Below are 26,891 nucleotides of genomic sequence, written 5' to 3'. Positions count from 1 at the left end.
ATGCTGAACTACGTCGACCGGCAGATGCTGGCGTTGCTAAAGCCGACGCTGGAACAGGAATTTGCCTGGTCCGATCAGGATTACGGCAACATGGCGTCGGCGTTCCAGTTCGCCGCCGCGGTCGCGTTTCTCGGGACCGGATGGTTTATCGACCGGGTCGGCCTGAGGATCGGCTTCGCGGCGGGGGTCTTCGTATGGAGCCTCGCAGGCATGGCGCACGCATTCGTGTCCGGCGTGAGCGGGTTCATCGGCGCGCGCGTCGTGCTGGGTGCGGCGGAGTCGATCGGCACGCCCGCCGCGGTGAAATCCGCTGCGACCTATTTCGGTCCCAAGGACCGCTCGATCGCGCTGGGGATCGGCAACACCGCGCCCAATGTCGGTGCGGTCATCACCCCGCTCGTCATCCCGGCGCTGGCGATCGCGTTCGGCTGGCGCGCGGCGTTCCTCGTCGCCGGCGGCCTCGGGCTGGTGTGGGTCGTCGCGTGGTTCGCGTTCAAGATGCCCGCCGCGATCGCCGAGACCGGTGGCCCCGCGCCGATCCGCTGGATCGACCTGTTCAAGGATCGCCGGACGCTCGCCATCGCAGTCGCCAAAGTGCTGTCGGATCAGGTCTGGTTCTTCATGCTCTCATGGCTGCCCGATCTGTTCCACCGGCTGTTCGGACTGCCGCAGGGTCAGGTCGGGCTCCCCGTCGCGCTCGTCTATGCGCTCGCGGCGTGCGGCGCGCTGACCGGCGGTTGGTTGCCGACGCGGTTGATGGCGCGCGGCTGGAGCCTCGACCGTGCGCGGAAATCCACGCTACTCTTGTATGCGCTGCTCATCCTACCGGTGCCGATCGTGTTGTCGCTGCAAAGCCCTTGGACCGCGGCGTTGGTGCTCGGCCTCGGGCTGTTCGCGCATCAGGGGTTTTCGACCAACGTCTTTGCACTGACCACCGACGTCATGCCCGCGCGGTCGGTCGGGTCGACGATCGGGATCGCGGCGTTCTGCGGCAACATGGGATCGATCGGCATGATCCAGTTGTCCGCCTGGTCGCTCGGCCACGGCTTCGGTTATGCGCCGATGCTGGCGATCTGTGCATGCAGCTATTTGCTGGCGCTGGGGTTCATCCAGCTGCTCGTCCCGCGGATCGAACCGGCCCGGTAGAGTCGCGGCGGATCAGTTCGAACGGGACTTCGATCCGCTTCACGGCGAACTCCGCGGCGAGCAAGAGGTCGGCCGCCTTGTAGCCGAGCTCCCGCGTGGGCTGGCGGATCGTCGTCAGCGCGGGCCACACGAACCGCGAGATCGCGTCGTCGCCAAAGCCGGCGATCGACAGGTCGGCCGGCACCGACAGCCCTCGGCGGTGCGCGACGCTGAGCACGCCTGCTGCCCTGTCGTCGTTCGAGGCGAAGATCGCGGTCGGCGGCAGGCGGAGCGCCAGCAGCGCCTCGGCCGCGTCGGCACCCGATGCGAAGTCATAGTCGCCGGGCCGTACCAGGACGGGATCGAACGCGATCTCGGCTTCGTCGAGCGCGGCGCGATATCCGGCAAGTCGCTGCACGCTGGTCGCATAGCTCGCATGCCCCGAGACGAAGCCGATGCGGCGGTGGCCGAGTGTCAGCAGATGCCGCGTCATCACGGTCGCAGCACCGATATTGTCGATGAACACCGATGCGGTGAGATCTAGGTCGGTCCCTGGCGAGACGCGGACGAACCGCATTTTTCGGCACGCCATCAGCGCCAATATTTCGGGATAGTCGGTCGCCGGTGGCGTCAGGATCAGTCCGTCGACACCCGATCCGTCGATCAGGCTCTCGATATCGTCGATCAACCGGTCGGAGTCATGGTCGTAGGGCTGCGCGATCATCCGCACGCCGTCGAGCAGACAGCGGTCGCGGATGCCGGACTGCATCTCATACACGTAATAGGGGCTGGGATTGTCGCAGGCGAGCGCGATCTGGAAGCTGCGATGCCCCGCCAGCGTCCGCGCGGCCATGTTCGGCCGGTATTTGAGCGTCGCGAACGCCGCCGTTACCCGCGCCCGCGTCGCCTCCGAAACACGAGGCTCGTTGTTGAGCACACGCGAGACCGTCTTGATCGAAACGCCGGCAAGCCGCGACACGTCGTTTATCGTTGCCCGCACACGTTCCCTCTCGTCGCCCGCATCTCAGTCCCCCTACTTGGGCGCCGCGACGACGTAATGCCAATATCGCCATACCCCGATGCACGTCCTGAAATGTATTTTCCGGCCAGTGTCGGGCATATTTCGCTTAGGCCGGCAAACTGGGACAGCCGGAGATCAAGCGGATCATAGTCAACCGATAGCGCAGGTTACAAAGCAATCACACTATATATTGCGCTTTCAACCACAGCGACCCATAGCGGGCCGGAGGCCATTTCCGCTCCGACAATGGGCGATTTCGAACGCTGGCCCGTATAGTTACTTGAGGTTCGTCTATGACTTCCGATACTGCAATGGGCCCGCTCGACCAGCCTGTCACCGTCCACATCTGGCGCGAGAAATACCGTCACGCAAGCGAGGCGACGCCGTCCGATACGTTCGCTCGCGTCGTCGGCGGGGTCTACGCCAATGATGATCCGGCTCACGCAGCCGAGGCGCTTGCCGCCCTCGAGGCACGCGACTGGGTGCCGGGCGGACGCATTTTCGCCGGCGCCGGAACGACCAAGCGCGTGACGTGGATCAACTGCTTCGTCAGCCCGACCATCCAGGATTCGATGGATAGCGAGCCCGGACTGGAGGGCGTCGGGATCATGCCGGCGCTGAACGTCGCAGCCTTCACGCAGCAGCAGGGCGGCGGCATCGGCATGGACTTCGGCACGCTACGACCGGACGGTGCCGTGGTCGGCAGGACCGGATCGATTTCGTCGGGCGTGATCCCGTTCATGGCGATGTGGGACGGCATGTGCGTCACGATCCGGTCGAGCGGATCGCGCCGTGGTGCGATGATGGGTGTGCTCCCAATCTGGCATCCCGACGTGCTGGCGTTCATTGCCGCCAAGACGCGCAAGGATTTTCTCAAGAACTTCAACGTCTCGGTCACGGTTACCGACGACTTCATGGCGGCGCTGGAGGCTGGCTCGGACTGGGATCTGGGCTTCCACGTGCCGCGCGCGGACGGCGAGCATGTCACGGTCGGTGAAAAGGTCGGCCGTCCCTGGTACGTCTATCGCCGGTTGCCCGCCGCCGAGTTGTTCGACCTGATCACGCGGACGACCTATGACTATGCCGAGCCCGGCGTGATCTTCATCGACCGCGTCAACAAGCTGAACAACCTGAACTATTGCGAAACGATCGCCGCCACCAACCCATGCGGCGAGCAGCCTTTGCCGCCCAATGGCGACTGCGATCTCGGTCATGTGAACCTCGCCAACATGGTCCTGAATCCGTTCACGGCCGATGCGGCGGTCGACTGGGACAGGCTGCGGAGCGCGGTGCAGGTCGGCGTACGATTTCTGGACAACGTCCTCGATACGTCGCCCTTCCCTACTCCGGAGCAGCGTGCCGAAGCGCTCGCCAAGCGCCGCATCGGTCTCGGTTATACCGGTCTTGGCAATTTGTTGCAGCAGATGCGGGTACGCTATGGCCGCACGGCGACGCCGCTGGTCGAGGAGATCGGCAAGGCGATCGCGATCGAGGCTTATCGGACGTCGGTGGCGCTGGCGCGCGAACGCGGCGCCTTTCCCGTCTACGACACCGAGGCGTTCGCCCGCGCGCCGTTCCTGACCAAGCTGCCGGCCGATCTGGTCGCCGACATCCGCACGCACGGCATCCGCAACGGCGTACTTCTGACGCTGGCACCGACCGGCACGACGTCGATCTTCTACGGCAATGTCAGCTCGGGCGTCGAACCGACCTTCAGCTGGCATTACGACCGCGCGGTCGTGATCGAGCAGACCGCGACCGATCAGACGCTCGAGCGTTTCGAAGTGCAGGATTACGGCTGGTACCTGTATAGCCGCATGCCGGGCTTCGATGCCGCCGCCGCCCTGCCCGACTATATGGTCACCGCGCTCGCGCTGTCGGTCGACGATCATATCGCGGTCGCCGCCGCGGCGCAGGCATGGGTCGATGCCGCGATCTCTAAGACCATCAACTGCCCGGCCGACATGCCGTACGAGGCGTTTCGCGAGGTCTATCTCACCGCCTACCGCGAGGGCATGAAGGGCTGCACGACCTATCGTCCGAGCGGCGTTCGCGGCTCCGTGCTGTCGGTGAAGAGCGATACCGCCGAGCCCGAGCCGGTCGTCGCGCCCCCCGCCGTCGCGGCATCCGACGTGCTGACCCGCCCGCAGGTGCTGAGCGGCAAGACGGTAAAGATCAAATGGCCGATCGACGGCGAGAATTACTACCTCACCATCAACGACTATGTGCATCCCGATGGACGTCGCGTCCCGTTCGAGATCTTCATTTCGACCAGCTCGGTCGAGAATTTCGAGACCATGGCTGCGCTCACCCGGACGCTGTCCGCGGCGTGCCGGCGCGGCGACGCGACCTTCCTGTTCGAGGAACTGGAACGGGTTCATTCGCCCAAGGGTGGCGCGCTCGTCCGCCTCGATCACGAAGCCAAGGGTAGCTATGCTCCCAGCCTCATTGCGCTTATTGGCAGGATCCTGCGCCAGCATTCGGAACCCGAGCCGGCACTCGCGCTGGATACGACCGGTGCACCCGGCGGTGAGGCCACGGGCGAGCAATGCCCGAGCTGCAAGCGCAACACCGCGCACATGCTGGAGGGGTGCCTGACCTGCTATCAATGCGGGTACAGCAAATGCGGATGATGCGGGCGCGCCACGACAGGGTCTAGGCTAGGAGCCGGCGCGCAAGCGTTATAGACGGCTGCGATGCCCCTGTTTCGTTTCCTCGCCGTGCTAGCCGCGTGCTTCGTTGCCGGTCCCGCCCTTGCCGAATGTCGCGTGGGCGCCTTCGAGACGATGCCCGAACGCGCGCTCATCCACCTGCCCGCTGCCCGGTCCTCGGCACCGATGCCATTGGTCGTGCTGCTCCACGGCAGCACGGGCACCGGTGCCGAGATGCTGCGCGACAGCCACCTCGCCGAGACCGCCGACCGGCACGGCGTCGTCGTCGTTGCCCCGGATGGCGGGATCGCCGCGAAACGCGGCTATGTGTGGAATATTCCGGGCGTGCTGACGGTCAGCGGCACCCTGCCCCCCAAAGATGCGCGCGACGATGTCGCCTACCTCACGGATCTGGTCGACCGACTGGTCGCCACCGGTTGCGTCGACGCCAAGCGTGCGTACCTGACCGGGTTGTCGGGCGGTGGACGCATGACCTCGTGGCTGGGCTGCGTCGCCCCTGGCCGCTTTGCCGCGATCGCGCCGGTCGTCGGGTTGCGCGCCGGACGCCCGCTCGGGTCCGACCCGATGCAGGCGGATCCCGCAACCTGCCGCCCCGGCGTATCCGTGCCGCTGCTCGCCTTTTCCGGCGACGCCGATACGACCAACCCGATCGCGGGCGGTGGCGCGCCCTATTGGCAATATTCGCAGATCACCGCGCTGCAACGCTGGGCGGCGCTCAACGGCTGCTCGAGCCCTTATGCGCGCACCGTCGGCGGGTCCGTGTACGAGCAGGGCTATGCGCGGTGCCGGGACGGTGCGACCGTCGTGGCGCGCGTGATGCGCGGCGGCCCGCATAATTGGTCGGTAGTCGACAACGAGGCGATGTGGGCTTTCCTGTCACGGCATACGCGCTGACGGGAGGGCTGCATCACCATCGCCGGATCGCCACAGGACACCTTACCGGTCCGGCTATCGGTTCACTCAGGGTCGGGTGTTCATACTGGCGTGGGAGACCCAGCCGCTAGAGGCATACTCCTGGATCGCACCCCCGTGGCGGCAGCGAGCGCGTTACCGAGTGCCGCTGCGGTCGGGCCTTGCGCGCACTCGCCCGTGCCGAGGAACGGCGTCCCCGGCCGATCGATCACCTCGACGCTGACGCTGCGCGGCGCGTCAGCGAAGCGAAGGATCGGATAGGTGCTCCAGTCGTAATCGGTGCGGCGTGCACCGTCATGACCTGCCGCCTCGATCGCGGTCCAGCTCAGCGACTGGACGATCCCGCCCTCAACCTGGTTGCGGATGCCGTCCGGATTGACCGCCTCGCCGCTGTCCACCGCGGCGACCGCGCGGTGGACGATGAGCCGACCCTCGTCGGGGATGCGCTCGACATCGAGCGCGACCGCGCAATAGGCGCCGTGGTTCTTGTAGCGCGCAAACGCGAATCCCCGCCCGCGATTGGATGCGGGTCGGTATCGTCCCCAGCCGAACCGATCCGCCGCGCGCCGGATCACTGCGGCGGCACGCGGATCGTCGATATGCGCCAGTCGGAACGCCACCGGGTCGCGTCCCGCCGCGACCGCCAGTTCGTCCATGAAGCTTTCGAGCGCGAAGATGTTGAGATGCGCGCCAAGCCCCCGCAACGCCGAGACGCGCACCGGCATGTCGGGCAGGAAATGGCTGACGATGGTCTGGTTGGGAAAGCGATAGAGCGGAATGGCGTTGCGGTCGCCGCCGCCGTTAGGCTGCGGGATCGGCTTGGGTGGCGTCGGCGTGAAAGGTGGCACCACCTCCGAGCCGGCGAGCAGATCGCCAGCTGCCGTCGGGCGGGTGCTGTGCGTGTTGCTCCACACCTGATGCCGCCAGTCGACGATCCGCCCCGACGCGTCGAGCGTCGCATCGACCTGCGCGAGCATCGCCGGGCCGAGCGGTTCCCAGCCATTTTCCTGCTCGCGGCTCCATTGCAGCCGGACCGGCACGCCGGGCATCGCGCGCGCGATCAGCGCGACGTCGCCCGCGACGTCATCGGCGCCGTTATGCCCGTAGCACCCTGCTCCTTCGCGGTGGACGCAGCGGATGCGGTCGACCGGCATCGCAAGAAGTTCGGCGATCGCCTGGCGCAACGGCTCGACGCCCTGGCTGTGCGTCCAGACCGTCAGTCGGCCCTCCTCGAAAAGCGCCACGGCACAGGATGGTCCTATCGCGCCGTGCATCAGATAAGGGCGGTCGTAGCGCGCCGACAGCCGCCGAATGCCGCGCGCCGCGGGGTCGTCGCGACGCGTGTCGATCACTTGGCTTTCGCGGCGCATGGTCAACAGTCCCGCGGGCATGGGCGGTAGCGCCGGCACCGCGGCATCGCGCACCCAGCGGCCACGATTGGCGACCCGAAGCGCCTGCTCGAGCGGCCATTCGCGCGGTCCGACGATCGCCGCGAACCGCCCGACCTGCACGACTTTGGCGACACCCGATTGCCGGCGAAGCGCGGCAAGATCAGGCGTCAGTCGCGTGCCGGACGAGGGGCCGCGCAGCACCCGGGCGTGCACCATGCCGGGCAGCACCATATCGTGGACATAGCTCGGCAAGCCGGTCAGCTTGGCAGGCAGGTCGACGCGCGGCACCGGCCGTCCGATCAACCGCCGCGCCGCCAGACGCTTGCGCGGCACGTCGGCGCGTGCACGCACGGCCAGCGACGTCGACGCGGCGAGCTCGGCATAGGTCGCGCGCCGTCCCTGCCCGTCGAGCACGGCGCCGTCGCGCGTGAACAAGCTCGTCGCAGCCACGCCCCATCGTCCCGCCGCCGTCTCTGCCAGCAACAACCGGACGTTGGCGGCGGCGTTGGCGATCGCGGTACCGCTCTGTTCGAGCGTCTGGCTACCCGCTGTCACGCCCTCGTTGGGGGTCAGCCCGGTATCCGCAGTAATCAGATCGACCCGTTCGATCGCCACGTCGAGTTCGTCGGCGGCCAATTGCGCCATCGCGGTCTTCACGCCGGTACCGAGTTCGACCTTGCCCGTGAACACCGTCACGCGACCGTCCGGTGCGATGCGGATCCACGCGTCGAGATCGGGAAACTTGGCCAATGTCCCCGGCAGATCGGGCGCGACCGTCGGCGGTCCGCCGCTGCCCTCGCCGCCGCCGGTCTGTGCAAGCGCGGCGGGCGCGAAGGAAAACGCGACCAGCAGCCCGCCCAGCACATCGCGACGTGACGCCTGCCCGCTCATGTCACCGGTTCCGCGGCATCGACCACCCCGCCGCCGCGCATCACCGCCGCGCGCCGCACCGCGCGCAAAATCCGCATGTGCGTGCCACACCGACAGAGCGACGGTGCCATCGCCGTCCGCATCGCGTATTCGGTCGGTGTGGTCGTCTTGCGCAGCAGGCCTTCCGCGCGCGCCATCATTCCGGGGATGCAATAGCCGCATTGCGCCGCCTGCTCGTGGAGGAAGGCGCGCTGGACGTCGCCCGGTTTGGCGGCAGTCCCCAGCCCCTCGACCGTGGTGACCTTCCGCGTCCCGATCGCGCCGACGGGCATCAGGCACGAAAATACCGGTCGATCGTCGACCAGCACGGTGCATGCCCCGCACTGCCCCAGTCCGCACCCGAACTTTGCGGCATGGAGATGGAGATCGTCACGCAAGACATAGAGCAGCGGAGTGGCGGGATCGACATCGACCCGCGCCGCCGCCCCGTTGACGGTCAAGTCGATCATTCGCCCTCCTCGCGCGCCTTGGCGACGTCCTTCTCCAGGTCTTTCCAGGCCGGACCGCTGCCATGCCGCACCTGCAGATACGCCACGATTTCCGCCACCTGACGGTCGTCGAGCGCATCGGCAAAGGCTGGCATATAGGGCCCACGCGCCGAAACCGGCGGACGCAGCCCCTGCAGGATGATCTGGATCGTGTCGCGGGGATTGTCCTCGTGCAGCGGCGTGCCGAGCGGCAAGACCGGGCGCCCCGCGACCATCATTGCCGCACCCGGCTCGTGGCACACCGCGCAGGCACCCTCGTACAGGCGCGCGCCAACCGGATGCCGCTGCGATGCCGATGCACGACGATCGGGTAGCGGCGGCTCGACGCGCGCGGCTGGCGCCTCGCGCATCTGCCACGCGTAATAGGTCGCGAGCGCGCGCACATCCGCCGGTGCAGCGCGCGCCAGATTATACGTGACCGGCCCCATCGGCCCGGCGGCCGCGGCATGCGCGGTACTCAGGCCGGTACGGAAATACGCATCGAGCCGGTCCACGGTCCATGCCCGAACTGCCGGGGAGCGCGCGTTGATCGGGGGAGCATACCAGCCACCCGACCACCCGCCATCATAGGCTTCGGCGCCACGCTTTTCCTGCTGCAACAGGCCGCGCGGACTGTGGCACGCGGTGCAATGCGCCAACGTCTCGCCGATGTAGCGACCCCGGTTCCACGCGGCCGACTGGCGAGGATCGGACGCCATCGGTTGCGGTCGCAAGAACAGCAACTTCCAGCCGGCGAGCAAGGGGCGAAAGCCGAGCGGCGGGATCATCGTATTGGCCGGCGGTACCGCACGCACGGCCGGCCGGGTCATCAGGAACGCGTACAACGCGCCCAGGTCGCTGTCCGTCACGTTGGCATAATGGGTATACGGAAAAGCCGGATACAAATGGCTACCGTCACGCCCCACGCCCTCACGCATCGCGCGGTTGAATGCAGCCGGTGACCATTTCCCGATTCCCGTCGCCGGGTCGGGCGTGATGTTGCTGCCATAGACCGTCCCGAACGGCGTCTTGATCGGATAGCCGCCCGCATAGGGACGTTCGCCCGCGGCCTGATGGCAACTGACGCAATTGCCCAGCCGTGCGAGATTGGCGCCGCGCGCGACCAGCGCCGCATCGAACAACCGCGGATCAGGCCGCGTCACCGCCGCAATGGCCGGTCGGTAGGCGATGATCGCAAAGACCACTATGCCTACGCACAGCGCAATCGCGGCCCATATGACGGTGCGCGTGATCCCTGACCGGCTCATTCCCCGCTATGTCCCTCGATCAGCGCTCGCCTTCGCCGCCTTCGCCTCGCTCGTTTTCGCCACCCTCATATTCGCCTTCGCCACGCTGGCCTGAATGCTGCTGCGCGGCACGGGCGCGACGGGGGTTGCGGACGACATGCCGAGACTTGGCCGAGCGGACGACCTGACGCCCCTCCCCCTCCCCCTCGCCTTCACCTTCGCCGCGCTCGTTCTCGCCGCCTTCGCCGACCTGATCGACCGACGACGCCAGCGGCTTGGCTGCCGCTTCGGTCAGGATCGCCTGGCCAGATTGCGCGACCACGAAGGCACCGACGCCCATCCACAATTTCGTACGCATGATATTTCCTTACTCGCCAAGCCGTTGGCCGCATGGGGACTTACTGATAGGACCCGCGACCCGACGTCATGTCGATGCCACGAGTTTCCCTATGTTGATCATGATTGCCAACGTTCTGGATGCCGACAATCTCCAGTGGCTGCGAGATAATCTCGGCAAGACCCGCTTCGTCGACGGGCGCCAGACCGCCGGTCGCGAGGCGCGGCCGGTCAAGCGCAACGAGCAGGTCGACCGTAGCGACCCGTTGCTCGCCGACATGCAGGACCTCGTGATCGACCGGCTGCTGGCGAACCCGCTGTTCCGGATGGCGACCCGGCCGCATGTCGTGCGCCCTCCGCTGTTCAGCCGCTACGAGCCCGGCATGGCCTATGGCAACCATGTCGACGACGCGATCATGGGCGGGATGCGGACCGATGTGTCGGTCACGATCTTCCTGTCCGATCCCGACACCTACGAGGGCGGCGAACTGGTCATCGACTCCGCGGCGGGCGAGCAGGACGTGAAGCTGGCGGCGGGCGATGCCGTGGTCTATCCGACGACCGCGCTGCACCGCGTCGCGCCAGTCGTTTCCGGCGAACGGCTGGCCGCCGTGACCTGGGTCCGCAGCCTGATCCGCGATGCCGACGCCCGCGAGCTGTTGTTCGATCTCGAAACCGCACGGCACGCGCTGTTCGAGCAGCTGGGCAAAACGCCCGAGCTGGATTTGCTGGCGAAGACGCAGTCCAATCTGCTCAGGCGCTGGGCCGAGGATTGAGACGCCGCAGGAAACACGGTCAGCCTCGATCCCGACGGCCGCGAGACAAACACCGTCGGTGATAATCGATGGACAGATTTCGATCGCGAACCGCCGGACGTCTTCCCAACGCCGCTTCCGCGTAGCAGAAGCGTCGGATGCGCAGCGACGATGCGAAGACCGATCATTACCACCTCCGCCGCAAGAGCCGAACCCCTGCGTGGCTCGCCTTATCCTGGCGTGCACTGGTCGCGCTTGGCCTGATCGGCATCGCGCTTGCGGTCCACTGGTTCGACCGGGAGGGCCTGCGACAGAATTCGGGCGCGCCGGTGACCTTCTTCGATATCCTGTATTTCACCATGATCACGGTGACGACGGTCGGCTATGGCGACATCGTACCGGTGACGCAGCAAGCCCGGATGTTCGATACGTTCGTGGTCACGCCGATCCGGTTGTTCGTATGGCTCATCTTTCTGGGGACGGCGTATGACTTTTTGCTCAAGGGCGTCTGGGAGAGATGGCGCATGTCGGTGATCCAGCGCCATCTCGATGGTCATGTCGTCGTGGCCGGTTTCGGTACGAGCGGGTCGGAGGCGGTCAGCGAGCTGGTCCGGCGCGGCGCCGATCCAGGCATGATCGTGGTCATCGACGAAAACGCTGCCGCACTGCGCACCGCCGAAACGTACGGCACGACCGTGATGGAGGGGAACGCGACGCGCAATGCCGCGCTCGAAGCCGCCCGGATCGCCAACGCCCGCGCGCTGATCGTATCCGCAGGCCGCGACGACACGTCGATACTCATCGTCCTGACGGCGCGCAGGATCGCACCCGACCTGCCGATCAGCGTCGTCATCCGATCCGAGGACAACGAAGCGATCGCCCATCAGGCGGGTGCGAACGTGGTCATCAATCCCGCCAGTTTTGCCGGACTCCTGCTCGCCGGATCGACGCACGGCCCGCATATCGCAGACTATATGGCCGATCTCGCCGCGACCGGCGGTCGGGTCGCGTTGCGCGAGCGGTGCGTAACCGCAGATGAGGTCGGCAAACCGCTTGCCGGGATCGCCACCGGTCTTGGTCACCGCATCTATCGAGGGCATCAGGATTTCGGCTTCTGGGAACCCGAAGCGCGCCATTTGGAAGCCGACGACCTGATCGTCGAGGTGGTCCCGCGGCGGTGATACGGGGACGTCGGGTACCACGCCTGGCGATCAGCGATCGGCGGCCGCCACGACTGCGCGGGTGACGTCGCCCATCAACCGCATCCGGACTGGAATGGGCTGACGCGTGCTCGCGATCATCACGGCGACCGCATAGCGATGGCCATCGGGCGCAACGAGCAATCCCACATCGTTATAACCGGTCGACAGATTTCCGAGATCCTGGCCTGTCCCCGTCTTGTGCGCGAGCGTCCAACCGGGGCGGAGTCCGGATTTGAGGCGAAGCGGACCCGTCTTGCTGGATCGCATCAACGTCAGCAGCGAGGCGGTCGAGCGACGGCTCAACAGCTTGCCCTGCGCCAGCAGCGATAGTCCGAGCGTGATGCCATTCGCCGACGCGCCGTCCAGCGGTGCTGCGAGATAGCGGCGCAACGCCTTGTCGCGGGCTTCGTACGTCATGGCGGCGCGCGCCTTGAGGAATCCCCAGCCTCCAGCCCATTCCGGTTGCCATTCGAGTCCCGCGGTACGGGCTTGCAACTGCCGCTCCCCAGGGCCGAACTTGACGCCGGCGACGGCCTTGTCCGCGAGCATGCGATTGATCGCCGCAGGCCCGCCGACCCGCCACAGGAGAACATCGTTGCAGGTGTTGTCGCTGCGCGTCATCGCCCCGCCCAACAGCGCGCCGATCGTCGTGGTGTAACCGTTTTTGCCGACGAGCGCCCTGATCGGTTGGTGAAACAGCGTGAGATCGGATCGTGTGACCGTCACCGGATCGGCCAGCGACATACGGCCCCGGTCGACCGCGTCCATTACCGCGATCGCCACCCACAGCTTGCTGACGCTCTGCTGCGGACGCGGGCTATCGCCTTCCCACGCAACCACCCACCCTTCATCGATATCGCGGACACTGATGCCCGCCTCACCCTTGAAGCTCGCACCCAGTGCCTGGATGGCGTTGAGCAGACCTGCCGACGGCTGACTGCGCCGTATCTGCGGCCTTGGCGGTATTTTCGCGGGGGCGGTGGTCTGCACGGTGATCGGCACGGATGCAGGCGACGCGGGCTGCTGCCCCGCAGGAACGCAAGCGGCAAGAACAGACACGCCGGCAAAGCCGCCAAGGCGTCGACACACGGATTCAAAAGACAACGACACTTCCCTTTTGTCGTCTTCTAACGATCTGTCGTCCCGAGGAAACCGGGCAGCGCCGGCTTCGGCGCGCTTCGCACCCCGTTCGGCGCACAGGGGAGAAGATTGGCCGCAGATCGAGAGGTCGCCGAGCCGGCAGTCGTCACGCGCCGGTCAATATCGTGCGCGGCCATAACCTAGACCGACTTCCAGCCCGCGCAGCTCCGCCAGCCCGCGCAGACGGCCGATCAGCGAATAGCCGGGGTTGGTATGCTTGGTCAGGTCGTCCACCATCTGATGACCATGATCCGGACGCATCGGCAACGACCGCCCCGTCCGCGCCTGCAACGCGACCAGCTCGGCCATGATCGCGGGCATGTTCGCATCGCCCTCCAGATGCGCTGCCTCGTGAAACGCGCCATCGGGCTCGCGCTGGACGGAGCGCAGATGGACGAAACCGATGCGGTCACCAAGCCGTCGCACCATGCCCGGCAAGTCGTTGTCCGCGCGCACACCGAACGACCCGCTGCAAAAGCAGAGTCCGTTCGCAGCGGAAGGCACGGCGGCAAACACCGCGGCTACGTCCGCCTCGGTGCTTACGACGCGTGGCAGGCCGAAGAGGGGGAATGGCGGGTCGTCGGGATGCACCACCAGCCTGATCCCTTCGGCCTCGGCGGTAGGGCATACCGCCTCCAGGAACGCGATGTGGTTGGCGCGGAGCCGGGCGGCATCGATCTCGGCATAGGTCTCGATCTGCTCGAGCAGCTGCGGCGAACTGAAGCTCTCTTCGCTCCCCGGCAAGCCGGCGATGATCGTCCGTTCCAGCGTCCCGCGCGCCACGTCGTCCATGGCCGCGAACCGCTCGGCGGCGCTGGCAATGACGTCGGGCGCGTAATCCCGCTCGGCATCCGGGCGGCGCAGAATGTGAATATCGTACGCGGCAAGCGCGTGCAGCTCGAACCGCAGCGCGCGCGCGCCGTCAGGCAACGCCCAGCTCAGGTCGGTCCGCGTCCAGTCGAGCAGCGGCATGAAATTATAGGTCACCACCTCGATGCCCTGCCCCGCAAGGTTTCGCAGACTGGCGACATAGGCCTCGATCAGCCGATCCCATTCACCCGAGCCCGTCTTCTCCGAGCCCGTCTTCAGGCCCTCCGTGACGGGAAGGCTCTCGACCACCTTCCACTCGAGGCCGGCATCCTCGATCATGCGGCGATGTGCGGCGATGGCGTCCGCGGTCCATACGTCGCCGTTGGAAACCTCGTGCAGCGCCGTGACGATCCCGGTCGCGCCAGCCTGGCGGATGGCGTTGAGCGGCACCGGGTCGTTCGGGCCAAACCAGCGCATGGTCTGGGTCATCATCATCTGCCGGTCATCCTCATCTTCCGGCCCATGGTCCGGTCCGTATTCCGCGGCGATGCGGCCACGTCCATGCGAACCAGATAGCAACGATCGAATTGGTCTGACAACCTAGAAGAACGCTGCGGTGAAGGACTCAAAGGCTTGTAGCGCCGCCATAGCGCTGGCGGGTCGTTGCAAGGGCGAGGCGAGCCTGCTCCATTGCCATTTCTTCGGTCTGGAACAGGAGATGGTCCATGACCGACGTCAGATGCGCGCGCATCGCAGCGCGCGCCGCCGCCGAGTCTCGTGCGCGTAAAGCCTCAACGATCGCAGCGTGTTCGGCGACGACCGGCCGCACCTTGGCATTGCGCGCCTTGGCATGGAGCAACGCGCACTCGGGCGAGGTCGAGCGCAAATGCCACAGATCCTCGATCGTCCGCACCACGCCCGCATTCCGCGTCGCCCTGGCGATCGCGATGTGGAAATCGCGATCGGCAATCTCGGTGACCTCGGGAAGCAGGTTCTCGGTCGTCATGGCCTCGACCAGCCCGTCGAGCTGCTCGATCTCCGCGTCGGTAATCTGGGCTGCAGCGAGTGCCGCCGCCTCGCCCTCGAACATGATCCGTGCTTCCGTCAGTTCGAATGCGGTGATCGCAAAACCGGGCTCCTCCCCCTGCCCCGGCAAACGGCAGACATACGCTCCCGAGCCGACCCGGACTTCGATAAACCCCTGCACTTCCAACGCAATCAGTGCTTCACGTACCGCCGGGCGACTGGCGCCGTAATCAATCGCGAGTTCGCGCTCCGCAGGCAGACGATCGCCGATCGCATAGGTCCCCGCGACCAGTTCCTCAAACAGTCGCCGCGCCAAACGCTGGTACAAGCGATCGTTCGCCGGAACGTCATATTGTCCGACGGCGAACAGCGCATTGCGGGCTTGGGAATTCTTCATTGGACTGACCAATCTAATATTTGCGTATCGGTGCTGTCATGGCACCCTCTCGAAGGAAGCAGACGTCGCGGAATATCCGGGAATGGCGGCGTTCCCGCAAGCTCCATCAAGCGGTGGGAACCGGACCGAGATAGGAAAACGGAACCGGAATGGTACCGAATACCAGTTTTTCGAGGACCATGTTGTCGTCCAGCCTCCAGACCTTGATGGTATGCCGTCCCGTTGCGACGCTGCCCAAGCTGGTCGACACCTGCACGATGTTGTCCTTCACGGCCGCCGCCCACCGCTCCTTGTCCGGATTGTCCGCACCGCCGCCGGTCGGTTCGAGCACGGCACGAAGCACCTGAACCGCCCCGCCGTCGATCGACACGCCGATGCGCGATCCGTCACGGCCGAAGGTATCGAGGGTCGGCGCGAGATAGAGCGTCAGCGTTGCGGGGCCGGCCTTGCGTACGGTGACGTCGTATTCCAGGCACACGCCGTCTTCCGGACGGGTCGCGGGTCGCCCCTGCGGCAGGGCGATCACCGCGCCGACGGTCCGGCCGAGATGCGGTATCGCGGTCCAGCGCAGGCCCTTGCCGTCGCGCGCACGACTGAACGCCGGCGCCTCTATGGCGACGATTCCGGGATCAGTGGCAGGCGATCGGACGAACACCGGTTGCCGCCCACGCTCTGCCTCGGGCGTGTCGGCGCCGACGCGCATGATGCTCGGCATCGTCTGCTCGGTGGGGTCGTTCCAGATGACGTAGCTCATATGGACCTGCGCCATCATGCCGTCCCACTTGCCGCCGTTGATACTATGGTATCGCTGCGTCAATTCGCCGTCGCGGCGGAAGGCGGTCTCCACCCGATCGGCGAAGTAATTGGCGCGCGGATCGTTCCGTGCCCCCAATACCCGGTTCCAGGCGGTGCCGTAATAGAGCCGATACAGGTTCGCGACCGCCGCGATCGGAAACTCGACAAGCTGGTAATAGGCGTCGTGCTGCTCGGGTCGCAGCGTGGCGCGGACCGCCAGCATGCGAGCCTCCAGGGCATCCCATTCGCCGACCATCGCGCCGAATTCGCCGCCGTCGAGCCCCTTGGGCGTGACGCCGCCGAGCGGGAAGCTGCCCTGGTCGATCAGCTCGGGCTTCCGCCGCGCGACATACTTGCTGTACCGCGTGACGATCTCGCCGATAGCATCGGCCTGGGCCGGATCGAACGTCGCCGCCGCCCACGCCCGTGGATAGTCGGCGACCGCGGTGGGCGTCATCGCGTCGGGATTCCACGCCTGCGCGAGGAAGAAGCCGAGCGGATATTCCATCGGCTTGATATCGCCGACATTGGCGATCCAGATCTGCGCCGCACCGCGCCTGTACGCCAGGTCCATCTGCTGCCAGATCTTTTCGATCTGGTTGGTGTTGAGCCATTTATAGTTGCGCGGCACGCCGACGTAATCGAAGTGATAATAGATGCCGTACCCGCCCTTGCGCGGCGGTGCGGCGGGATCGGGCAGGCGCCGGATCTGGCCCCAGTTATCGTCCGAAAACAACAGCGTGACGTCATCGGGCACCTTCATGCCGTGATCGTAATAGTCCTGCACTTCCTTGTAGAGCGCCCAGACCTGCGGGGTCTCGCTCGCGGGTTTGCCGGTAACGTCGGCGATGATCTTGCGCTGCTCGGTAACGACGCGTTCGAGCAGCCCGGTCGCGGTGCCCTCGGCCATCGCCTCGTCGCCATCGCCGCGCATGCCGACGGTCACCACCGAATCGTATTGCCCCCCGCCGCCCTTCGCCATCATGCGCTCGATGCCGCCGCGCCAGAATTTGCGCAGATTGGCGCCGTTCCTGTCATAGTCCCACGCGCCGCCGGTGACGCCCTGGTCCTCATGCCGGTGCCATTCGGCCTGCGCGCGCAGCATCGGCTCGTGATGCGAATTGCCCATCACGACGCCCATCGCGTCGGCGAGCACCATGCTCGCGGGATCGTCGTCGGCGAACGCCTTGCCCCACATTGCGGGCCACAGATAATTGCCCTTCATCCGCAGCAGCAGCTCGAAGACGTGCGCGTACATCGCCGAATTGACGCCGCCGAACGCCTTCTTCGCCCAGCCGCTGAGGCATGGATCCTCGTCGTTGATGAAGAACCCGCGATAGTGGACCTTGGGCTGGTCGCGCCTGGAGCCGGCCGGGATCAGCACGTCGCGCTGGCGGCGGACCGGCACGTCCGCGAACCAGTACCAGGGCGATACGCCGATCCGCTCGGACACGTCATAGGTGCCGAACACGGCGCCGCGCCGGTCGGATCCGACGATTACCAGCCCACGCGCCACGCCCGGCATCGGATCGTCGACGACGATCTGGCGAAAGGCTTCCCATTCGCCGCGGATGTCCGCGGCCGTGATCTTGCCGGCCGCGACCAGGCGATCGATCACGCCACTGTGGCCGAGCACGCCGATGATTACCGCAGGCCCCCGCACCGATCCGCCAGCGCCGTCGACAAGCCGTCCCGCGGTGCCGCTGACCCGCTCCAGATCCTTGGCAAAGTCCGCCGCGACGTGGCGAACCGCGCTGTCGGCGTCGGCATCGATCAGGACTGTCGCCGGCACGCCCTTGGCGATCAGCGGAAACGCGGTGCGTGGATCGGGTGCCGGGTCCTGTGCCCCCGCGCCGAACACGGGTGCGGGCAGAGAAGCGAGCGCAGCGCTGAACGCGGCGCCGCCCATCATCGTGCGGCGCGATACGGCCTGTGTCATCGGATGCTCTCCTGTCACCGCAACCGCGTCCGGCGCGTCGAAGCTGGTGTGGCTGTCGATTTGCGGCGCGGTGAGCAACCGGCCCTGCGCCGCGCCGGTCAGGTTGGTGCGAACAGGCACCGCGGTATCGGGGCTGACGTTGACCAGCGCGAGGTAGAGCTTGCCGTACCGCCTTCGCGCCGCCGATCCGTCGATCGTCGACATGCTCGCCTTGCCCTTAGTATAGACCGGCCCCGCGACCAGCGCCGGGAACGGTGTCGCATCCATGAACGGGGCGGCCGCATCACGACCGCCCCGCATGTGCCTCCTAGAACGTGCCGCGCAGACCGATCAGGAACTGGCGACCGGGCTTGTACTGCGTGAAGGTCGCGTTCTCGAACTGGAAGTACGACCGCAGCGTCGCATCGGTAAAGTTCGCGACGTTGATCGTCAGCTGCGGTGCACCCGCAAGGCCGAAGATCTTGTCCAGATCGAACGACGACGAGAAGTCGTACGTCGTATAGTCCGTGCCGAACAACGCCGCCGCCGGAATGCCGTTCTGTGCCGCGCCGCTGTTCTGCGAGCCTTCGCGCGAGGTCGTCGACACGCGCAGCATCACGCCGTTCTTCTCGTAATAGCCGGTGATGTTGTAGGTGAACGGTGCCACGCCGAACGCCTGGGCCGGACCGTCGCTGCGCTGATCGACGACCGTTGCGTTGGCATTGAAGCCGAAGCCGGTGACGCCGATGTGCTTGGTGATGAAGTCGAGCGGCTGGACCCACTGGAACTCGAGGCCGTTGATCGTCAACTTGTTGGGCACGTTGACCTGCGACGTGACCTGCACCTGCGCGGCGCCGGGGCCGCCACGCGAGTTCAGTGCGATCTGCTGTGTCGGGTTCAGCGTATCGTAAGTGATGCCATATTGCGCCAGATCGGCGAACGGCACCGTGCTGATGAACGTGTTGGTGAAGCCCTCGATCGACTTGCGGAAGGCGTTGAAGCTGACCACGCCTTCTCGGCCGGTGTAATATTCGAAGCCCAGATCGAGGTTGGTCGACAGATAGGGCTTCAGTGCGGGGTTGCCGATCGTCGCCTGGTCCGCCGAGGGGGCGCCGAAATTGACGCCCGGCAACTGCGCGGACGGATCGGGGCGGGTCATCGTCCGCGAACCTGCGACGCGGACCACGGCATGCTCGCTGACGTCGTAGGCGAAGGTCGCGGCTGGCAGCCACTTCGAATAGACGTTCCGCGTCGAGACGTTGCTGACGAGGTTCGGATAGCGGCTGCCGTCGGGCAGCGAGGCACCGGTCGACGTCGTGTTGCGCGGATCGGGCAGCGACACGCGCCCGGTGATCGACTGAATCGTGTTCACATAGCGCACGCCGACGTTGAACCGCAGCATGTTGCCACCCAATTCCTGCTCGCCGTTCACCGTCGCGAATGCCGATTTGACGACTTCGCGGATCGCACCGCCGCTGGCACCAGTGTTGGCAGCACCGGTTTCCGGGGCGTTTTCTTGATAGAAATCATAGTTGCTGGCGGCCGCGAACTTCGGCCAGTCGACCGTCACGAACCCTGCCGGACCGGGCGTCAGATAGGTCGGTGCCGCCGAATTCGGGATCAGCGAACCCCCATAGCTCACCGGCCCGGTCATCCCCGCGGTCGATCCGGTGCCATAGCCAGGATAGGTCGGATAGCCGGCCGGGGCTGCGCCGGGCGCGTTAAGGCCTTCGCAGGGCGGTTGCGAATTGGGCGAGCCAACAAATACGTTGGGATTGTTGCCGCAGACCGCGTTCTGCCACGCCTGACTGTTATCGTATCCGCGGATTCGACGAAACACGTCGTCGAACGCACCGCCGACCTTCAGATTAAGGGCCTTGCTACCCCAGGTGAGATCGCCGCGCCCGCCCTTGCTCGTGTTCAGCCGCCGCTCGTCCTGGATATTGACGCGGCTGCCTGCGTTCCAGCCGAAATTGGCCGGATCGTTGAGGTCCAGCCCGCTCTGGATGGTCGGGATACCGCCGTCATTTGTGTACGTGACCGTGTTACCAACACCCAGCGGCGTCGTCAGGCCGACCGACGGGCTTTCGCGGTGGAACGTCGAGCGCGCATAATTGCCCTGGAGGTTGAGCTTCAGCGTGTCCGAAATCTCCCATTCGCCGCCGGGATTGATGCTGAAGAGCTTCGTCGTTTCGGTATAGGGGCGGAATTCGTTGAAGAACTGCGCGTTGGCAAACGTGCCGCCGGTGACGACGCAGCCGATCGTGCAATCCGCCTTGTCGAACGTCAGGTTCGTCGGGATGATCGCGCTGTTGCGGACGATCCACGCGACATTCTCGCGGATCAGCTCGTTCTTCTTGTAGCCGTAGAGACCGTCGATGTAGAAATGCAGCGTATCGGTCGGCTGCCATTCCGCGCTCATGATCGCGTTGATGCGGTCGCGGGGTCCACGGATGCTGGTGTTGCGGCCGAGCCGCGGTAGCAACGCGTTGTCGATCTGCTGGATCGTCGCACCGGGATTGTTGGCGAGCAGGAAGGCCTGGGTGATCGGCGTGCCGGCGACGAGGCCGCCGCCAGCGCCGACAGGCACTGTCGCAGGGATCGTCCAGTTGCCGCCGCCGGTTGTGTTGCAGCCAGTGGCAGCACCGCACTGCGCCGCGGTCAAGGCCGGATTGGTATAACCGATCGTCTCGAAGCCGCGCGTGTCGGTGAACAGGCGCTGCGCCGAGACACCCGCGAGGATGCCGAACGTGTCGTTGCGCCAGCTGCCGATCAGCGAGCCGCGCGCACCGATCCGGTCCTCCGGCGACTGCTTGGTCCCCTGCACATTATAGGCGAGGAACGAGGTCGCACGGTCGAACGGTCGCGCCGACCGCAGATCGATATTGCCCGCCGCACCGCCTTCGAGCAGGTCCGCGGTATAGCTCTTGTTGACGGTCAGCTTGGTGAACAGGTCGGTCGGGAAGAAGCTCAGATCGACCGAACGATCGGTGCCCTGCGCATCGGTCGCGCCCGACGATGCCACTGCGATCGTCGCGCCGTTGAGCGTCACGTTGGTGAAGTTCGAGCCGAGCCCGCGGATCGCGACGTTCGTGCCCTCACCCGTCACGTCGCGCGTGATCGTGATGCCGGGAATACGGTTGAAGGATTCTGCGATGTTCGTGTCCGGGAACTTGCCGATGTCTTCGGCGAAGATCGAATCGGTGAACCCGGTCGCGGCGCGCTTGGCATTGGTCGACTTGGCGAGACTGGAGCGATAGCCGGTGACGACAATGTCGGCACTATCGGTTGCGTCGACGGTCCCTGGAACCTGGTCGGAGCTGGGCAAGCCGGCTGCTGGTGGTGCCGCGGGCGCGGCAGGGTCCGCCGCGGTGGGCGGTGCAACGTCTTGCGTTACGGGCGGTGACGGATCCTGCGTCGGCGGGATGGTTTGCGCCGTTGCAAGGGTCGCACATAGCGCGGCCATCGTCGTCGCGCACAACAGGGCCGCGCGCGTCATCCGAGGTACCGTTTTATAAGGTGTCATGATCAGGATCCTCTCTGAAACCTCACCGTCGTTGCGGTGGGAAAACATGTTATGGTCGTCGGAAATCGGCGCGCGTCGGACGGCGCAAGACGCTATGCGCCCGGTACGTCGCCAGAACTGTAATGAGGCGCCAAAACCATCCAACTCCCGATCATTCCTGTCTTATGCAGGCGTTTGATAGCGGTACCTTACTGCGACCTGTTGACGAGTCAAGGCTTTCCGGCATGGCCAATTCGGTCGGTTTCGCCACCGATTAGACTGGTATCTATATCTAGATCTGTATTACCAATATTTTCGGATCGCGATCGCTGCGCGGGCTCTGCCGCGCGCCGTCCCAGCACTAGTTGTGTGTTCCGCGCATAGGGCGGCGAACCTGACCTAGCGACCGGCCCCGTTCGTAAAGCCGGTGGTCGTCCGAGGCGCAGGATGACATCTCCAACGGGGGCGTCGAAACTCTCAAGTGTCTTCGACGAGAAGCCCTCGGTGCCGGAACCGATAGCAATCTTACGCACTGCGGATGGTACCGCTCCCAAACCGCGAGCCACGCGGTCCTCATAAGTTTCAATTTTTCCTTCGAAAGCGCACCGCCGACCCAGCGCGCCGAACCCGCGCTTTGATCATCCGCACCGTGTCGTTCGCCGGTGATCAATCCGTACGAACGCCGGCAACTTCAGTGCGTTACTTTCCCGGCGATGATACCGGGCACCGTCCCAGAAGGTCCGGCTTTGCCAAAGAGATATCCTTGGCCATAGTCGCAGCCGCGGTCGAGTAGGTATTGCGCTTGGACGTCCGTTTCGACCCCCTCGGCGACGACCTCCATACCCAGTCGGTGACCGAGGCCCACCACCGCGTCGATGATCGCGGCGTCGTTGGGGCTGGTGTCCAGACTGCTGACGAAGCTCCGGTCGATCTTGATGATATCGACCGGGAAAGCCTTCAGATGGGTCAGCGAAGCATAGCCCGTTCCGAAGTCGTCGAGGGCGATCTTCACCCCTTCGCGGCTGAAGGCGTTCAAGGCTTCTGCCACGGAATCCGCCCCCCGTCCGAGGAACACCGTTTCGGTAACTTCCAGTTCAAGACGCGAGGTTGGCACTCCCGCGCGGTGCAACCGCTCCAGAACCCGTGAAACAAGCGCCTCCTGCCGGAACTCGGCGGGCGACAGGTTCACGGCGATCCGCCCAAATTCCACGCCATTATCGAGCCAGCGCCGCATGTCCTCGACGATTTGCGCCAGCATGCGTTCGCTTATGCTCGTCGCCAGATCGAGATCTTCGAATGCGGCGGAAATGGTCCCCGGCGCCTGGATGCCCAGGGTCGGGTGATGCCAGCGCAACAGCGCCTCGAAGCCGCGAACCGCGTTGTCCTGCAACGAGACCTTCGGTTGATAATAGGGCACGATACGGTCCTCGCGCGCGGCGTCGCGGGCCACGCTGATCATCGACGACCGTCGCTGGAGGTCGGCGCGCATCGTCGATCTGAAGGTCAGCAATCCACCACGGTTGCGCTCTTTCGCAGCATAGAGCGCGATGTCGGCGGCCTTCAGCAATTCCGCAGCGTTTGCCCCATGCTGGGGAAACACCGATCCGCCGGCCGTTGCCTGGCAGTCGACGATGCGCCCTTCATAGGTGAAGGGCTCACGCAGTACGTCCAGCGCCGCCTGAACCTCGGCGACCATGCCCCGCTCATCGGTGAGTTCCAGAATGGCGGCGAATTCATCGCCACCGAGCCTGCCGACGGTGCCGCGCTTGCCGAAGAAGGTGGTGAGGCGTTCGGCGAGGGTCTGCAACAGCGAGTCGCCTGCGTCGTGCCCGATCGTGTCGTTGGTTTCCTTCAGATGATCCACATCGAACAGCACCAGCGCAACATGGGTATGCTCGCGCCTGGCGATGGCGATGGCGCGTTCCAGCCGATCGCCAAACGCGGTGCGATTGGGCAGACGCGTCATCCCGTCGTGTTCCGCCGTCCATCTGATCCGTTCCTCGACGCTGCGTTCCTCGGTCACGTCGCGGACCGTCACGAGAACGCGGTGCAGCCTTCCCTGCGGCGCTTCGATTCGCCACCCAGCCGTCTTCATCCATCGCTCTTCGCCGGTGTCGGCACGCCGGATGCGCACCATGGTCTCGAAGCGGTAACCGCTGTGCCCTGCTCGAACCGCGCCGATCAGGGCCAGCAGCTTGGGTCGATCGTCAGGCACCACGCACGACCGTGCGCTGTCGATCGATGGTACGGCATCGCGCGGCAGCCCAAGCATCGACTTGAACTCGTCGGACCACTCGCGCCGGTCGTCGGATGCGTTATAATCCCAGATGCCGAGGCCAGCGGCTTGTGCGGCCAGACGGAAGCGCTCCTCGCTGTCGCGCAGCGCGTGTTCCGCCAGCTTGCGATCGTGGATATCCTCGAGCGTGCCGTACCAGCGCACGACCGATCCCGAACAATCCAGCCGGGCTACAGCGCGCGAACGCACCCATCGATACCCGGCGTTACGCGTCTTAAGGCGGTATTCGATATCGATCGGCAGCTTGGTCTCGAGCGTCTTTTTCCACGCTTTCACCGTCTCTGCCACATCGTCGCGATGAAGATGCTTGAGCCACTGATCGCCCAGTGCGGCCGAACGATCTGCCCCCGTCATCTCCGCCCAGCGGGGACTCACACGCTCGACGCTACCGTCCGGGGCGGCGGTCCAGTTTATCTGGGGGCTGAGCGCCACGGCATATCGGGAGTCCTCATCACACTCGTCCAGATTGGCGACGGACAGCGGCGGATAAGCACCGCTTGGCGCGGATTCACTGTCGCCGGGTATCTCTCGAGCAACAACGGCTTGAGAACCCTGTCTGTCTTCGTCGACGTCGAAGCGTCGATACCCAAGCTGATCCAAACTCTCGCCTCTCCGATGACTGCGTACGGTCCCACGCGCCTTAACGATCGGAGCTCGCGCCTAACGAATAGTAACGAAACCAAAATGAGATCGATCCCCCCCATTCCGGTGAAAATCACACCCCCCTCTTGCAGCGGTTCGACGGTATCCGCGCGGCGAATGCAGCATGTATTGCCGGCGAGCCTCGTCTAATTCCCCTTAACTTGGATCATATACGATCGGACGGAGACGGCGCGCAGTCACAGTGACCTGTCGCATTGACAGCCCATTTATAATATCTGGCAGTTTGACCGGGTTAGAGGATTTTGTTCGTTGCTTTTACATCTATGCGCTTCATGGCACTACGGATGACTGGTCTGATATCCCGCCTGAGGCAGCTTCGGCATTCCGATCACGCAATCGCTGCATCGGTGCGTGAGACCCTTGTCGGATCACTGTATGCGTCCCCCCAATCGCTGGTGATCGGTGCGCTGACCTCCAGCGGGGTCATGGGCATCGTGGCGCTCGCCAGCGGCCGTCGGTCGATGATGCTGTGCGCAGCGGCGATTGCGGTCGTCGCCGGGGTGCGGGTTTGCGATGCGATCGGGATATGGCCGCGGTCGGAACGCAGCGGCGCATCCGCGCGGACCACGCCGGGTCGACAGGAAATGCTCTACCGGCTCGGCGCGTTGTGTTACTCGGCGTTGCTCGGTGTGTTCGGGCTTCTGACCCTGGTGAACACCGACACCGCAGTTCTCCAATTGCTCGCAGTGACGACGACGATCGGATACGCGGCCGGGATCGCGGGACGAAACGCCGGTAGGCCCTGGATCGCGCTGTCCCAATTGTGCTTCGCCTCGCTCCCGCTCGCGGTTGGCCTGATCGTGTCGCTCGATCCGCTGAAGATCACGCTGGCGGTGGTGATCATGTTGTTCGTCGTGGCCATGATGGACATCACGTTGCAGACGTACGGCGTGATCCTGAAGGCGACCACGGTCTCGCGCGAGAAGGCGGCGCTGGCCGAATATCATGCCGCGGTCGCGCGCCGCGACGACCTGACCGGCGTTGCCAATCGAACCGCGTTTCGCGAACAGTTCGAAGCGCGCCTGAGAGCGCTGTCGCGAACTGAGCGGTGGCTGACGATCCACTGGATCGACCTGGATCGCTTCAAGGAGATCAACGATTCGTTCGGGCATCTTGCGGGCAACGCGCTGCTCGCCGGAGTCGCACACAGGCTGAACGAGAATTTCGGAAGCACGGGTATCGTCGCAAGGCTGGGCGGCGATGAGTTCGCGGTCGTCTGCGAGGTCGAGCACCGGGCCGACGCGACGACGATCGGCCGCCGGATCATCGATTTGGTGGAGCGGCCGGTCCACCATGACGGACGGCTGCTGCATGTCGGGGCATCGCTGGGCATCGCGATCGCGCCGGTGGATGGCGCGGACGCCGATACCCTGCTGAAAAACGCCGATCTCGCGCTGTACCGGGCGAAGGACAGCGGGCGCGGACAAATGTGTTTCTACGAGCCGCTGATGGACGAGAAGGTCGAGCGCAGCCGCGATCTCGCGAGCGAGATGCAAGGTGCCCTGGAACGCGGTGAATTCCATTTGATGTACCAGCCGATATTCGATCTGGCCGGCCAACAAGTGCTGTCGTGCGAGACGCTGCTACGCTGGACCAATCGCCGCCATGGTGCGATCTCGCCAGCCGAATTCATCCCGATCGCCGAAGACAACGGCCTGATCGTACCGATCGGCAGCTGGGTGATCCGCGAAGCCTGTCGAACCGCGAGCACATGGCCGTCCGAGGTCAAGATCGCGGTCAACCTGTCGCCGATCCAGTTGCGATCCGCCAATCTGCCCATGGTCATCATGAGCGCGTTGGCCTCCAGCAACCTCGATCCGGAACGGCTGGAACTGGAAGTGACCGAGTCGGTCCTGCTCGACGACATCGAAGCATCGCTGGCGGCACTGGATGCGATCAATCGCCTTCACGTCCGCACGACGCTCGACGATTTCGGCACCGGCTATTCCTCGCTCAGCTACCTGACCAAATTTCCATTCCAGACGCTGAAGATCGACCGGTCGTTCATCGCCGATCTCGAGCAGAGCCCGGCCTCGGTCGCGATCGTGCAGACCGTCATCGATCTGGCGGCGAAACTCGGCATGCGGACGGTTGCCGAGGGTATCGAGACCCAAGCGCAGCTGGATCAGTTGCGCCGGACGCGCTGCGACGCGGTGCAGGGCTTTCTTCTGGCGCGGCCGATGCCGGCGAACATGGTCGCGACCATGCTCGCCGGGACACCCATCAAAGCACAAGTGCGATCATGAACGGCCGGATCAGGAGCGGCCGGATCATGAACGGGGC

17 protein-coding genes are annotated in these 26,891 nt (G+C 65.3%); 6 read left to right on the top strand and 11 right to left on the bottom strand.

What is annotated here, in order from left to right; all coding sequences use genetic code 11:
* Positions 1-1,146, top strand: a complete 1,146-nt coding sequence (locus U1737_RS01820; protein ID WP_443027074.1) for an MFS transporter — start codon at positions 1-3, stop codon at positions 1,144-1,146.
* On the opposite strand, the gene U1737_RS01815 is transcribed toward U1737_RS01820, so the two are convergent.
* On the bottom strand, positions 1,106-2,104 hold the full coding sequence (locus tag U1737_RS01815) for a LacI family DNA-binding transcriptional regulator (protein ID WP_332795365.1): 999 nt from the start codon (positions 2,102-2,104) through the stop codon (positions 1,106-1,108). The genes U1737_RS01820 and U1737_RS01815 overlap by 41 nt on opposite strands.
* Before the next feature lie 335 nt (positions 2,105-2,439).
* Here U1737_RS01815 and U1737_RS01810 point away from each other — a divergent pair, with 335 nt between their 5' ends.
* Together U1737_RS01810 and U1737_RS01805 are read left to right on the top strand one after the other, a co-directional pair.
* Positions 2,440-4,779 (top strand): adenosylcobalamin-dependent ribonucleoside-diphosphate reductase, encoded by a 2,340-nt coding sequence (locus U1737_RS01810; RefSeq protein ID WP_332795364.1) that lies wholly within the window; start codon positions 2,440-2,442, stop codon positions 4,777-4,779.
* A 63-nt stretch (positions 4,780-4,842) separates the two neighbouring features.
* The gene (locus tag U1737_RS01805; protein WP_332795363.1) at positions 4,843-5,712 is read left to right on the top strand and encodes a CE1 family esterase; all 870 of its coding nucleotides are present in this window, start codon (positions 4,843-4,845) and stop codon (positions 5,710-5,712) included.
* Between the two features lie 80 nt (positions 5,713-5,792).
* On the opposite strand, the gene U1737_RS01800 is transcribed toward U1737_RS01805, so the two are convergent.
* Genes U1737_RS01800 through U1737_RS01785 form a run of 4 tightly spaced genes read right to left on the bottom strand, consistent with a single transcriptional unit; the run spans position 5,793 to position 10,123 of the window.
* Entirely contained in the window at positions 5,793-8,012 is a 2,220-nt protein-coding gene (locus U1737_RS01800; protein WP_332795362.1) for a molybdopterin cofactor-binding domain-containing protein, read from the bottom strand.
* Complete coding sequence (locus U1737_RS01795; protein ID WP_332795361.1) at positions 8,009-8,500, bottom strand: (2Fe-2S)-binding protein; 492 nt, start codon at positions 8,498-8,500, stop codon at positions 8,009-8,011. Before U1737_RS01795 ends, U1737_RS01800 begins: the two co-directional genes overlap by 4 nt.
* Positions 8,497-9,786 carry a c-type cytochrome gene (locus U1737_RS01790; protein WP_332795360.1) on the bottom strand — a complete coding sequence of 430 codons (1,290 nt, stop codon included), beginning with the start codon at positions 9,784-9,786 and terminating at the stop codon, positions 8,497-8,499. Before U1737_RS01790 ends, U1737_RS01795 begins: the two co-directional genes overlap by 4 nt.
* A 19-nt stretch (positions 9,787-9,805) precedes the next feature.
* On the bottom strand, positions 9,806-10,123 hold the full coding sequence (locus tag U1737_RS01785) for a hypothetical protein (protein WP_248520893.1): 318 nt from the start codon (positions 10,121-10,123) through the stop codon (positions 9,806-9,808).
* A gap of 91 nt (positions 10,124-10,214) precedes the next feature.
* Between U1737_RS01785 and U1737_RS01780 the strand changes: the two genes are divergently transcribed.
* Positions 10,215-10,877, top strand: a complete 663-nt coding sequence (locus tag U1737_RS01780) for a Fe2+-dependent dioxygenase (protein ID WP_248520894.1) — start codon at positions 10,215-10,217, stop codon at positions 10,875-10,877.
* A gap of 137 nt (positions 10,878-11,014) precedes the next feature.
* Positions 11,015-12,037: a potassium channel family protein gene (locus U1737_RS01775; RefSeq protein ID WP_248520895.1), complete on the top strand. Its 1,023-nt coding sequence runs from the start codon at positions 11,015-11,017 to the stop codon at positions 12,035-12,037.
* Positions 12,038-12,067: 30 nt separating this feature from the next.
* On the opposite strand, the gene U1737_RS01770 is transcribed toward U1737_RS01775, so the two are convergent.
* From U1737_RS01770 to U1737_RS01745, 6 genes are all read right to left on the bottom strand, one after another.
* Positions 12,068-13,162 carry a serine hydrolase gene (locus tag U1737_RS01770; RefSeq protein ID WP_443027064.1) on the bottom strand — a complete coding sequence of 365 codons (1,095 nt, stop codon included), beginning with the start codon at positions 13,160-13,162 and terminating at the stop codon, positions 12,068-12,070.
* A gap of 153 nt (positions 13,163-13,315) precedes the next feature.
* Positions 13,316-14,503: a mannonate dehydratase gene (gene uxuA, locus U1737_RS01765; RefSeq protein WP_332795359.1), complete on the bottom strand. Its 1,188-nt coding sequence runs from the start codon at positions 14,501-14,503 to the stop codon at positions 13,316-13,318.
* Positions 14,504-14,633: 130 nt separating this feature from the next.
* On the bottom strand, positions 14,634-15,431 hold the full coding sequence (locus tag U1737_RS01760; RefSeq protein ID WP_332795358.1) for a FadR/GntR family transcriptional regulator: 798 nt from the start codon (positions 15,429-15,431) through the stop codon (positions 14,634-14,636).
* A gap of 106 nt (positions 15,432-15,537) precedes the next feature.
* Positions 15,538-18,465, bottom strand: coding sequence for a glycosyl hydrolase 115 family protein (locus tag U1737_RS01755; protein WP_332795357.1), 2,928 nt, complete (start codon positions 18,463-18,465; stop codon positions 15,538-15,540).
* Between the two features lie 7 nt (positions 18,466-18,472).
* Entirely contained in the window at positions 18,473-21,670 is a 3,198-nt protein-coding gene (locus tag U1737_RS01750) for a TonB-dependent receptor (RefSeq protein ID WP_248520899.1), read from the bottom strand.
* A gap of 670 nt (positions 21,671-22,340) precedes the next feature.
* Positions 22,341-24,545: a putative bifunctional diguanylate cyclase/phosphodiesterase gene (locus U1737_RS01745; protein ID WP_332795356.1), complete on the bottom strand. Its 2,205-nt coding sequence runs from the start codon at positions 24,543-24,545 to the stop codon at positions 22,341-22,343.
* A gap of 410 nt (positions 24,546-24,955) precedes the next feature.
* Between U1737_RS01745 and U1737_RS01740 the strand changes: the two genes are divergently transcribed.
* A complete protein-coding gene (locus U1737_RS01740) occupies positions 24,956-26,854 on the top strand; it encodes a putative bifunctional diguanylate cyclase/phosphodiesterase (RefSeq protein ID WP_332795355.1) in 1,899 nt (632 codons plus the stop codon).
* Positions 26,855-26,891 lie beyond the last annotated feature (37 nt).

Origin of the sequence: Sphingomonas fucosidasi (assembly GCF_036663855.1) — a bacterium.
In the GTDB taxonomy this organism is placed as follows: domain Bacteria; phylum Pseudomonadota; class Alphaproteobacteria; order Sphingomonadales; family Sphingomonadaceae; genus Sphingomonas; species Sphingomonas faeni_B.
The sequence above is the reverse complement of the archived record's forward strand: the minus strand, read 5'-3'. Positions and strand labels throughout refer to the sequence as shown.